This window comes from Hoeflea sp. (genome assembly GCF_039975035.1).
GTDB lineage: Bacteria > Pseudomonadota > Alphaproteobacteria > Rhizobiales > Rhizobiaceae > Hoeflea.
In genome coordinates this window covers 1-11,661 of record NZ_JBDWHW010000203.1, presented here as the reverse complement: position 1 = coordinate 11,661, position 11,661 = coordinate 1, and the positions used below count along the sequence as shown (strand labels likewise).

Below are 11,661 nucleotides of genomic sequence, written 5' to 3'. Positions count from 1 at the left end.
CTTGACGATTTCGGCTTCGAATGGAAACACCGACAGAATGTGGTCGATCCACGCCCGCATGGCAGGCGCCCGTTCCGGCTTCCAGGCCCAGACCGTTGGGCAGACATAATTGATGATCTTGAGGTCCGGCAGCGCCTTGCGGACCTTTCGGGCAACCCTGTGCGAAAAATCCGGACTGTCGATGATCACCAGGCAATCGGGCTTTGCCGCAATGATCGCATCGGCGGTCTGGCGGATGCGCAGGATCAGTTTGGGGAGCTGCATGATGACGGCCGAGAAACCGATGATCGACAGTTCGGTGTAATCAAACAACGAATTCAGTCCCTCGGCGATCAGGCGATCGCCACCCACTCCAATCAGTTCGGGTTGCCGGCCAGTTGCAGTGGCAAGCGCGCGGATCAGGTCCGCGCCCAGAATATCGCCGGATGGTTCGCCGGCAACGACAGCCAGTTTGAGTGCCGACATCAGCTTGCTCCCTCATCGCGTGGCTGGATGCCGGTGACGAACAGGCCGAGCCGATCAGCTTCACCAACCACGCGATCGCGTTCGAGCACCAGACTGCGTCCGGCCTCGATTGCGATGCCCGCAAGGCCTGCCGCATGGGCATTGGCGACCGTGTCCGTGCCGATGGACGGCAGGTCGGCGCGCTCATCCTGTCCCGGTTTGCACAGTTTGACCAGCACGCCGCCGCGGCCGGAGGGCAACCGGTTGCCGGCGCGCAGGTCCGCCACACGGGCCAGCATCGCATCGGTGCCTTCAAGCCCCTCCAGCGCAATCACCCGGCCGCCGACGGAAACAGCCCCCTGCCCGACATCCAGCCTGCCAAGCGCCAAGGCCGCTTCCGAGGCGGCCTCGATATCCTGGACATCGGCGCTCCCCGGACGCACCCGCCCGAGTGGTCCCAGGCGGCCCAACAGCGCCGGTGCGACCTGCTGCGCGGCCAGAACCTTGACGCCTTCATTCTCCAGAACGCTGATGGCAAAGCGAAGGATCTTGTCGTCGCCGCCCGAAACGATCACCCGGAGCGAGGTGAGAAAGCCGGTCAGCGACCGCCATGTCGGGCGGATGTCAATCAGGTCCGGGCGGCGACCGATGCCGCCTGCGAGAATGACCGAGCCAATCGCCTGAAGGCGCACGACCCTGGCAAACTGCTTCAAATCAGCGATATTGATCTGACAATGATCATAGCCGGACCAATCCTGATCGGCTTCACCCTTGATCCCGAAAATATAGGGATCGTGACCCAGATCGCGCACCGCGCGTGCCACCAGAACCGGGAACCGGCCCTGCCCCGCGAGGATCGCGAGCCGCCCTGTGATTTCAGGCGCGCCGGCGGGCGATGTCATCGGCTTCAGCCTCGCTGGCCCCGGGCCGGCGATGACAGCGCGCGTTCGCTTTCGGCATCGATGAAGGCGATGATATCAGCAATGGCGGCATTGTTGTCCGGCTGTTCGCGTACGCGTTTGATGTTTTCCCGGATCGGTGTCGTCGGGTCGAAAATAGTCTTGAAAGCCCGTCGAACCGCATGAATGGCTGGTTTATCAAAACCCGAACGCTGCATGCCGATGATGTTAAGGCCCATCAGCACACCGGGATTGCCGTTGAGCATACCGTAGGGGATGACATCATTGCTGACAGCCGCCAGCCCGCCGATGAAGGCATGGTGTCCGATCCGGGTGAACTGGTGCACCGCCGCGCCGCCGCCCATGATGACCCGGTCGCCGATGGTCACATGTCCGGCCAGCATCACATTGTTGGAAAGAATGACATTGCTGCCAACATGGCAATCATGGGCCACGTGCGAATAGGCCAGGAACATCGAGTTGTCGCCAACCGTGGTCCGACCGCCGAAATCCGGCATTCCGGGATGCATCGTCACCCCTTCACGAATGGTGCAGGCCCGGCCTATGACCAATTCGGTATCTTCGCCCTTGTAGTGAATGTTTTGCGGTGCGCACCCGAGAACGGCATTGGGAAACACGATTGTTTCCTCGCCAATCGTTGTCGAACCGTCAATGACGACATGGCTCATCAGTCGCACATTGTCGCCAAGCCGGACCTTGGGACCAATGTGGCAAAACGGACCGATGTCGACATTCATTCCGATCTCCGCCCCATCCTCGACGATGGCCGAGCGATGAATCCGGGAAGTATGAAGAGCGGCGGGCGCGGTAGAGGTCATTCATTCTCGCTTTCTGCCGAAACCAGCATGGCTCCGATATCAGCTTCGGCAACCTTGGCATTGTCGACCATTGCCTCGCAATGGAAGCGCCAAATATTGCCGCGCTGCTTGATCTTCTTGACATGGTATTCCAGCCGGTCGCCAGGAATGACCGGTTTGCGGAACTTGGCGTTGTCGATCGTCATGAAATAGACCAGCTTGCTTCCCGCGCCGGTGGCCTTGGCGCAAATGGCGCCGGCGGTCTGGGCCATGCCTTCGACGATCAGAACGCCGGGCATGATCGGATTGCCTGGAAAATGACCGGTGAAATGCGGTTCGCTCGCGGTCACGTTCTTGATGCCGATGGCGGAATTGTCTGCGTCGATATCGATGATCCGGTCCACCAGCAAAAACGGATAGCGATGCGGCAGCAACTTCATGATGTCGCTGATTCCGGCCGTTTCCAGTGTCGTTGTCAAAGCTTCGCTCATTGCCCCTCGCCACGCTTTTTCATCTTCGTCCTGTCTGGCTTTCCAAATGCCCGGGCATTGGCCTCGGCCACGTCCCGCAGGAACCCGTTCATCGGCCGCGCCGGAATCCCGGCCCAGCGGACGCCCGCCGGCACATTCCCGGCAACCCCGCTCATAGCGCCAATCTGGGCGCCGTCGCCGATGGTGATGTGTCCATTGATAGCACATGCTCCGGCAATCATCACACCGTCACCCAGCGTCGTGCTGCCGGCGATGCCGGTTTGAGCGACGATAACACAATGACGGCCAATCCGGACATTGTGCGCAATCTGCACAAGATTGTCGATTTTCGTGCCTTCGCCGATCACCGTATCATCAAGCGCGCCGCGATCAATCGTCGTGGAAGCGCCGATCTCTACGTGATCCTGAATGATGACACGCCCAATCTGCGGGATCTTGATCAATCCCGCCGGCCCCGGGACATAACCGAAGCCGTCCTGTCCGATAGAAGCGGAAGGATGGATGATCACGTGATTGCCGATCAGGGCATGCTGCACCGTGACGGAATGACCGATATTGCAATTGCGGCCGATGAGCGTGCCCTCACCGATGGCGGCGCCCGACGCAATCACCGAACCGGCGCCAATTTCCACCCGGGCGCCAACAACCGCCCCGGCTTCCACAACCGCGCCGTCTTCGATGATCGCCGTCGGATGCACAATGGCAGCCTCCGACACTCCGGTTGCAGAGGTAAGCTGAAGCGGACGCATGGCGGAAGGCACCAACACTGCACCGGCCAAGGCAAACGCGGTCGGCGGGGCGTCCGCGATCAGGGCGGCGACGCCTGGGGGAACCTCTGAGGCGAGTTTTGCCGTGACAAAAACGGCGCCAGCACCAGAGTTTTTCAATTTCGGCAATGCTTTGCGTGAACCTGCGAAGGTAATATCGCTGATTGAGGCACGCGAAAGCGGCGCGATTGCCTTGACAATCCGCCCGGAATATTGCGCGTCCGCCAGCTCAGCTCCGCAAAGACCCGAGAGGTCTGAAAGCGAAATGCCTTCATGCGGAGGAAAAAAGCGATTTATGTCCATAAGGAAACCAAGAGGAAAGACCGGGTGGCAACCTCGCCACCCGTGTCGGATCAGAAGCGCGTCGAAGCGCCGAAGCCAAACTCCTTGACCTCGTCGAAGCTTTCCTTGACGACAGGTTCTGCGTAGTAAACGCGCAAGGGGCCGAACGGCGAAGCCCAAGTGATGCCGATGCCCACCGAGGCGCGCCATTCCATGTCGGAACCGACCAAGGTCTGCGTGCCGAAATCGGCCGCGGAAATGTCGTTGCCGTAAAGCGTGGCGGCATCGGCAAACACATTGAAGCGCAACCCAAGGTCACGCGAGACCAGCGGCATAGGTGCAGAAATCTCGGCGGTCCCATTGAAATAGGTGGTGCCGCCAGCAGCGCCGACATAGGTGGTGCCGTTGAACACGCGCGGCCCGATGCCCCTGGTTTCAAAGCCTCGAATTGTCTCCTGACCGATGAACAGGTGGTCAAACACCCGCAAATCATCGCCGGTGGAGACAATGTTACCTGCACCCACAGTCAAATTACCGATCACGTCAGCCTGCTCGGAAAGCATATGAAAATAGCTCGCCTTGGCTATTGTCTTTATGTATTCGGAGTCAAACCCGAGACCGGCATATTCCTGCGTGATCCGGGCGGCAAGCCCTTCGCGCGGCAAGACCTGGTCGTCAAGCGTGTTGTAGGTCAGCGTGTAGGACAACGCCCCGATCTGATGACTGCCATTGGCAACGGTGCGGCTGACGGCAGCAAGCTCGGGCGCCGAAGGAATCTGAGCCAGCGTAAGAGTCCCGTAGTCGTTGTAGGTCGTCTCGGTGAATTTGAACGCGGTGGTCAGATAGAGGTTTTCGGTGATCGGTGCGCCAATACGCAGATTGATACCCTGAATGTCCTCTTCAAAACCGTCGTAACCGGTGTCCGTGGTCTTGAAAAGATCGAAACCTGCTGCCAGGCGATAGCCGAGGAAATAGGGTTCGGTGAAAGACAGGTTGTATTCACGCGTGTCCTCCCCGCCGCCGACCGACGCCCGGATGAACTGGCCACGTCCGAGGAAGTTGCGCTCGGTGATATCGATGGTGGCGGTGAAGCCGTCATTGTTGGAATACCCGCCGCCGACACCGAATTCGCCGGTCGACTGGTCCTTGACATCGACAATCAGAACAACGCGGTCAGGCTGCGAGCCGGGCTGCGTGGAAATATCGACGGAGGAGAAGAATTTCAGATTCTCGAGGCGCTTCTTGGCGCGCCGGACCAGAACCTGGTTGAATGCATCGCCTTCGGACAGATCGAACTCGCGGCGGATCACATAGTCGCGGGTGCGGGTATTGCCTCGGATTTCGATCCGCTCGACATAGGCGCGAGTACCCTCGTCAACCAGATAGACCACCGAAATGGTACGATTGTTGTAATCGCGGTCACCGCGCGGGGTGATCGTCGCAAAAGGATAGCCCTGTGTGGCGACGCGGTCGGAAATCGCAAGGATCGTATCCTCGACATCCTTGGCGCTGTAGACTGAACCGCTGCGGGTTTCGATCAGGCCCTTGAGGGAATCGGTATCAATGCCTGGGACCGTGCTCTCGATGGTCACGTCGCCGAAGACATAGCGCTCGCCTTCTTCCACCGTGACGGTAACGACATATTCGTTGTTGGCTTCGTCAAGCTCGGCGAATGACGAGATGACGCGGAAATCAGCGTAACCGCGATTGTAGTAGAACCGGCGCAGCAATTCTTCATCGGCGCGCAGCTTGTCCTCGTCATAGACATCCTTGCGGGTGAGGAACGACAGCATCCCGGAGCGCTTCGTTGTGATCACATCGGCAAGACGGCCATCGCCGAATGCCTGATTGCCAACGAAGTTGACCGAGGAAATCTTGGTGCGATCGCCTTCATTGATTTCGAAAGCCAGATTGACGCGACCGCCTTCAAGCGGGACCACCCGGGTGGTGATGACCGTGTCGCTTCTTCCGATCGCCGCATAAGCGTCGCGAATGGCCTGTACGTCGGCCTGAATGATGAGATCATTGTAGGCGCCAAGCTGACGGCTTTGCACCACACCCTTAAGCGCATGGTCCTTGAGCTTCTTGTTGCCGTTGAACACAACCTGATTGATGATCTGGTTCTCGGCGACTGTCACGACCAGAGAGGAGCCGGACACGCTGATCTGAACATCTGAAAACAATCCGGTGGCGAAAAGGCGCTTCACCGATTCGTCGATGTCGTTGTTGTCGAAACTCGCACCAGGCCTGATCGTCAGATTGCCGCGGACGGTCGATGCATCAACACGGGAATTGCCCCGGACGTCGATGCGGCTGACCACCGCTGCTTCCGCAATTGTAACCCCGGCAAGTGTCGCAACACCCGCACCCGTCACAACGATCCCCGCGGTCAACGCAACTGCTGACACGGCGTTCAAAAAGTTTGAACCGGTTTTCATTGATCTTATTACCTTTTTTTACTCGAATGTCCCAACCGGAGACACGCACAGTGAGTCATGACTTGTGCCCGTTTTACCCGCTTTTCTGACACAAGCAAGGGACGGAGTTAAATTCTGTTTACTTCCCTTCAAGGCGTGGCTGTTTAGCCACGCTTGAGCAATATCAGGGTTAACAACTGGTTAGCACGGCTGCCCACCGGATTTCAACCGATCAGCATCGTAACATCATTCCATGTTGCAAAAATCATAAGCGCCAGGACAATCGTCAATCCGACCCGGTAGGCCCATTCCTGAGCCGCCTCGCCCGGCGGACGACCGCGCACCGCTTCAATAGCGTAGAACACCAGATGCCCGCCATCGAGCATCGGCACAGGCATGAGATTGAGCAAGCCGATGGAGACCGACAACACCGCCGCAAGCTGGACCAGCGCAGTCAGGCCAAGCGTCGACATGTCCTTTGAGTATTTCGCAACCCGAATCGGGCCGCCAAGCTGATCGGCCTTCTCGCGGCCACTGATGATGTTGCCAAGATATCCGACGGTCCTGGTGACAATGTACCAGCTTTGAGCGGCACCCTCGCCGACGGCTTCGAGCGGGCCGTATTCACGGACCCTGAAATTGCCGGCGTCGTTGTTGGTGACCACACCGATTCGGCCGACTTCCATCTTGTTGCCGAAGGTGTCGGAGATTTCGGTGCGTACAGGCGTCAGGGTGAGATCGACAAGGGCGCCCTTGCGGTCCATGGTGATGGTTATGGGAACTTCCGGACGCACGCTGACATAGCGCTGGACATCGTCAAACACCTCGATCTTGATGCCGTCAATGGCGACAAAACGGTCTCCGGGCAGGATGCCAGCGGCCTCGGCGGCACTTGCGGGCTGAACGTCGGCGACCACAGGATCGGAAATCATCCTGCCATTGATTGCGAATGTGACCGCGAAAATCGCGATCGCCAGAATGAAATTGGCGATTGGGCCGGCAGCAACAGTGGCGGCGCGGCGCCACAGGGCGGCGTTGGGGAAGGCGTGTGCCCGATCGGCCTCGCTGAGCGCCGAATCACCCGAGCCCGCAGGCAGGCTGGCAGCATTCTCGTCACCCAGGAACTTGACATAGCCGCCGAGCGGAATCAGCGACAATCGCCAATGGGTGCCGTGGCGGTCGGTACGGCCAATTATTTTCGGCCCAAATCCGATGGAAAACACTTCGGCCTTGATGCCGCACCAGCGCCCGACAAGGTAATGTCCCAACTCATGGAAGAACACGACAATGGTCAAAACCAGCAGGAACGGCGGCAGGGCGCTGAGAATGTTTCCCGCCGAAGATGTCAGAAATTCCATTAAATCGGATCCTTTCATGACGCCGACATTGTCCGGCGTGTGAGGGAACAAGGCTGTCAACGCCAGCTTTAATCACAACGCCGTTGGCGCGGCCCCGGTTTATAGGCCGAGCAACCTTGCCGCAAGCTCGTCAGCCACGCCGGCATGGTTGGAGAGCGGCAGAAGATTGCCCAGTACAAAGGCGGCAAATGCGGCAAAGACAAGACCATCCACCCGGTCCATGACGCCGCCATGACCAGGAATGATATGGCCCGAATCCTTGGCGCCGAAACGGCGTTTGACCCAGGATTCGAACAGATCGCCAACGACCGACGCGATCACCAGGGCCAGTGCAACCAACGGGATCGCCAGACCGCCGCCGGGACGAACGGCCAGAGCGGTTGCAACGCCTGCGCCGACGCCCGCGGCAACGCCGAAAACAGCGCCCGACCAGGTTTTGCCAGGCGATATGTGCGGCGCCAGCTTGGGGCCTCCCAGCGCGCGGCCACAAAACAGCGCCAGCGTGTCGGCGGTCCAGACAATTGCGTAAATGAACAGCATGGCGAACAGGCCAAACAGGCCGTCGCCGCGAATCTCGGCCAGCGCCAGCCCGGAAAAACCGGCATAGAGCACCGCGGTCGCCGACCACAGCCCGCCGCCGCGTTTCACCCCGGCGAGGATCGCGCCGCTGGCGCCGATGAAAATCGCCGCCAGCGCCATCGACGGAAGCGAAGTCAGGACAAAAACCGCTGTCGCCAGCACCGCCAGCCAGCCGATCGCATTGGCCAGCGGCGCCTTTGCCGGCGCGTCGGCCATTGTGGAGAATTCATGATGCATGACCAGCATGATGATGACCGCGAGACTTCTGAACCAGATGCCGCCGGCCCATGTCGCAGCCAGAACCACGATGCCAAGGACCAGCGCCGAAATGATCCGCAGCCGCAGCTCGCGCGACATCACGAGCCAACCGCGATGTCTGCCGTTCGCACCGCACCAAACCGGCGGTCCCGGCGGTTGTATTCAGCTAGCGCTTCGTAAAACGCATTGCGATCAAAATCAGGCCACAGGCAGGGCATGAACACAAATTCCGAATAGGCTGCCTGCCACAACAGAAAATTGGAAAGCCGCTGTTCGCCGCTGGTCCGGATGACCAGATCCGGATCGGGAATGCCGGTGGTGTCCATATAAGAGGACAGTGTTGCCTCGTTCACGCTCTCCGGATCCATCCGGCCGGCCTTGACCGCTTCGGCGATCAGACGGGCCGCCCGCGCCAACTCATCGCGCGCGCCGTAGTTGAAGGCTATGATCAAGGTGACGCCGGTGTTGTCGCGGGTACGGTCCTCGGCCTCGTTGAGCAAGGCCCTGATATCGGGCTGAATCGTTTCACGGCATCCGATCACCCTGACGCAGACGTTTTCGCGATGCAGTTCGGCAAGATCCTTGCGGATGAAAAACCGCAGGATTCCCATCAGGTCGGAAACCTCGTCCTTTGGACGGTTCCAGTTTTCGGAGGAAAACGCAAACAGGGTCAGGTAGTCGATCTGGGCCTCGGCGGCGGAGCGCACGGCTTCACGAACACGCTCCACACCAGCCCGGTGGCCGGCAGTGCGCGGCAGACCGCGCGCATTGGCCCAACGGCCGTTGCCATCCATGATGATGGCGACATGCCGCGGCATGGTGGTGGGTACTTCGTGTCGCATTGCTTTGGCCATTTCCCGACTTGTAACGCGAGTCGCCCCTAAACCTGCATGATTTCCTTTTCCTTTTCGACCAGCAAGTGGTCAATTTCGGCAATCGTCTCATCGGTCATTTTCTGAACCAGGTCGGATTCACGACGGCTGTCATCCTGACTGATGTCACCGTCCTTTTCCGCCTTCTTCAGCGTGTCCATGCCATCGCGACGGACATTGCGGATGGCGACGCGGGCATTTTCGGCATAGGTGTGCGAAACCTTGACCAGGTGCTTGCGGCGCTCCTCGTTGAGTTCAGGCAGGGGAATGCGCAGATTCTGTCCGTCAACGATCGGGTTCAAACCCAGATTGGCCTCGCGGATGCCGCGATCAACGGCGCCGACCATCTGCTTGTCCCAGACCGAAACGCCAAGCATGCGCGATTCGGGCACGGTGACATTGGCAACCTGATTGAGCGGCACGCGGGAGCCGTAGGCTTCTACCATGACCGGATCGAGCACATTGGCCGACGCACGGCCGGTTCTCAATGATGCGATATCGCTTTTGAAGGCCGCGATTGCGCCTTCCATGCGACGTTTGAGCTCTTTCAAATCCACGCCTTCACTCATCGCCAGTCCTTCCTGCAGAATAGCTGCTGTCATTGGGCCGGCACACGTCTCGTGCCGCCGGCATCTTAATGATCACGAACGATTGTCGCGCGGCCTCCGCCGACCATAATCTTGGCGAATGCGCCCTTTTCGTGAATTGAAAAGACGACAATCGGAATCGAGTTCTCGCGCGCCAGCGCCACGGCGGCGACATCCATGACGGCAAGCCCCTTGTTGAGCACCTCGTCATGGGTCAGCGTGTCAAACCGGGTCGCTTCGGGATGAAGCTTCGGATCTGCGGAATAGATGCCGTCAACCTGGGTGCCCTTGAGAATGGCTTCGGCGCCCATTTCGGCGGCACGCAGGGCGGCGGCGGAATCAGTGGTGAAGAACGGATTGCCGGTGCCGCCGGCAAAGATCACCACCCTGCCCTTTTCGAGGTGATGAAGGGCGGCGCGCTGGGAAAAACTCTGGCAGATTTCCGGCATCGAGATGGCAGACAGCACTTCCGTGTCGATGCCGAGCTTGCGCAACGACGTGGCCAGCGCCAGCGCGTTGATCACGGTGGCCAACATGCCCATATGGTCGCCGGTCACCCGGTCTCCGCCTTTTGAGGCCACCGCCACGCCGCGAAAAATGTTGCCGCCGCCGACAACCACGCCAACCTCCACACCCATGGCGCGAACCTCGGCAATATCGGAGGCAATGCGGTCGGCCACGGCGACATCAATGCCAAAACCCTGGCTCCCCATCAGGGCTTCGCCCGAGGCTTTGAGGAGAACGCGTTTGAACAGGGGAGTGGTTGTCATGGAATGGTCCGAATTTCTGTGTCAGGCCCGGATACACGAAGGGCATCGCGTTGTCACGCGATGCCCTTGCGGTTTTTCCACAATGCGCCCTGAAGGCGCTTGGGGTCAGCCCTTTGCGGCGGCAGCCACTTCAGCGGCGAAGTCGCTTTCTTCCTTCTCGATGCCTTCACCGAGCTGGAAGCGCACGAATGCGGCGATTTCAACCGGCGCGCCGGCTTCCTCGGCAGCAGCCTTGACGGCTTCGCCGACGGTCTGGTCGGGGTTCATGACGAAGGACTGCGACAGCAGGGCAACCTCTTCATAGAACTTGCGCATGCGGCCTTCGACCATCTTTTCGATGATGGCTTCCGGCTTGCCCGATTCGCGGGCCTGCTCGATGAACACGTTGCGCTCGCGCTCGGCAACCGATGCGTCAACATCCTCGGACGTCAGCGCCAGCGGATTGGTGGCGGCGATGTGCATGGCGACCTGGCGGCCGATCGCATTCAGCACGTCGGCCTTGCCTGTCGACTTGACCGCGACGAGCACGCCGAGCTTGCCAAGTCCGTCGGCAACCGCGTTGTGCACATAGGTGGCGACCACGCCGTCATCGACGGACAGCCTGGCCGAACGGCGGAAGCTCATGTTCTCGCCGATATGGGCGATGGCGTCCTTGACGGTGTCAATCACGGACTTGGAGGTGGAGGGCACGGTGGCAGCGCCGATGGCGTCAACAGAACCATCGGTGGTCAGCGCAACAGAGGCGATGGAGCGGGCCAGATCCTGGAAACCGTCGTTGCGGGCGACGAAGTCTGTCTCGGAGTTGACTTCGACCACGACGGCGGAGTTGCCTTCGGACGCCACGGCAATCAGGCCTTCAGCGGCGGTACGGCCGGACTTCTTGTCGGCCTTGGCAATGCCCTTGGTGCGCAGCCAGTCGATTGCGGCTTCCATGTTGCCGTCGGTTTCGGCAAGCGCCTTCTTGCAATCCATCATGCCTGCGCCGGTCTTGTCGCGCAGCTCTTTCACCATTGCAGCAGTAATGCTCATAACAGCCTCTTCATTCTTGATGCGTCCGGTCCGGCCAAAACGGCGAAATCAGATCCGGCGACGCTATTCGGCATGTCAACCATGCCATTG

General features: G+C 59.8%; 11 protein-coding genes and 1 pseudogene. All 12 read right to left on the bottom strand.

The annotated features are described in order from the left end of the window. Nucleotides 1–465: pseudogene (locus tag ABJN75_RS18270) on the bottom strand (lipid-A-disaccharide synthase); the annotation flags it as partial. Further along, the gene (gene lpxI / locus ABJN75_RS18265; protein WP_348441020.1) at nucleotides 465–1,346 is read right to left on the bottom strand and encodes a UDP-2,3-diacylglucosamine diphosphatase LpxI; all 882 of its coding nucleotides are present in this window, start codon (nucleotides 1,344–1,346) and stop codon (nucleotides 465–467) included. The pseudogene ABJN75_RS18270 and the gene lpxI, both read right to left, overlap by 1 nt. A gap of 5 nt (nucleotides 1,347–1,351) precedes the next feature. Beyond that, nucleotides 1,352–2,182: an acyl-ACP--UDP-N-acetylglucosamine O-acyltransferase gene (gene lpxA / locus ABJN75_RS18260; RefSeq protein WP_348441019.1), complete on the bottom strand. Its 831-nt coding sequence runs from the start codon at nucleotides 2,180–2,182 to the stop codon at nucleotides 1,352–1,354. After that, on the bottom strand, nucleotides 2,179–2,652 hold the full coding sequence (gene fabZ / locus ABJN75_RS18255) for a 3-hydroxyacyl-ACP dehydratase FabZ (RefSeq protein ID WP_348441018.1): 474 nt from the start codon (nucleotides 2,650–2,652) through the stop codon (nucleotides 2,179–2,181). Before fabZ ends, lpxA begins: the two co-directional genes overlap by 4 nt. Next, entirely contained in the window at nucleotides 2,649–3,722 is a 1,074-nt protein-coding gene (lpxD, locus tag ABJN75_RS18250) for a UDP-3-O-(3-hydroxymyristoyl)glucosamine N-acyltransferase (RefSeq protein WP_348441017.1), read from the bottom strand. The genes fabZ and lpxD overlap by 4 nt, the downstream gene beginning before the upstream one ends. Before the next feature lie 50 nt (nucleotides 3,723–3,772). Then, a complete protein-coding gene (bamA, locus tag ABJN75_RS18245) occupies nucleotides 3,773–6,139 on the bottom strand; it encodes an outer membrane protein assembly factor BamA (RefSeq protein WP_348441016.1) in 2,367 nt (788 codons plus the stop codon). 203 nt (nucleotides 6,140–6,342) lie between these two features. Continuing rightward, entirely contained in the window at nucleotides 6,343–7,476 is a 1,134-nt protein-coding gene (gene rseP, locus ABJN75_RS18240; RefSeq protein WP_348441015.1) for an RIP metalloprotease RseP, read from the bottom strand. A gap of 99 nt (nucleotides 7,477–7,575) precedes the next feature. Then, nucleotides 7,576–8,412 (bottom strand): phosphatidate cytidylyltransferase, encoded by an 837-nt coding sequence (locus ABJN75_RS18235; protein ID WP_348441014.1) that lies wholly within the window; start codon nucleotides 8,410–8,412, stop codon nucleotides 7,576–7,578. Further along, nucleotides 8,412–9,167 carry an isoprenyl transferase gene (locus tag ABJN75_RS18230; RefSeq protein ID WP_348441013.1) on the bottom strand — a complete coding sequence of 252 codons (756 nt, stop codon included), beginning with the start codon at nucleotides 9,165–9,167 and terminating at the stop codon, nucleotides 8,412–8,414. The genes ABJN75_RS18235 and ABJN75_RS18230 overlap by 1 nt, the downstream gene beginning before the upstream one ends. A gap of 26 nt (nucleotides 9,168–9,193) precedes the next feature. Next, the gene (gene frr, locus ABJN75_RS18225) at nucleotides 9,194–9,754 is read right to left on the bottom strand and encodes a ribosome recycling factor (RefSeq protein ID WP_348441021.1); all 561 of its coding nucleotides are present in this window, start codon (nucleotides 9,752–9,754) and stop codon (nucleotides 9,194–9,196) included. 65 nt (nucleotides 9,755–9,819) lie between these two features. Further along, nucleotides 9,820–10,542: a UMP kinase gene (gene pyrH / locus ABJN75_RS18220; protein WP_348441012.1), complete on the bottom strand. Its 723-nt coding sequence runs from the start codon at nucleotides 10,540–10,542 to the stop codon at nucleotides 9,820–9,822. Nucleotides 10,543–10,647: 105 nt separating this feature from the next. Further along, nucleotides 10,648–11,571 carry a translation elongation factor Ts gene (tsf, locus tag ABJN75_RS18215; protein ID WP_348441011.1) on the bottom strand — a complete coding sequence of 308 codons (924 nt, stop codon included), beginning with the start codon at nucleotides 11,569–11,571 and terminating at the stop codon, nucleotides 10,648–10,650. Nucleotides 11,572–11,661: the final 90 nt, after the last annotated feature.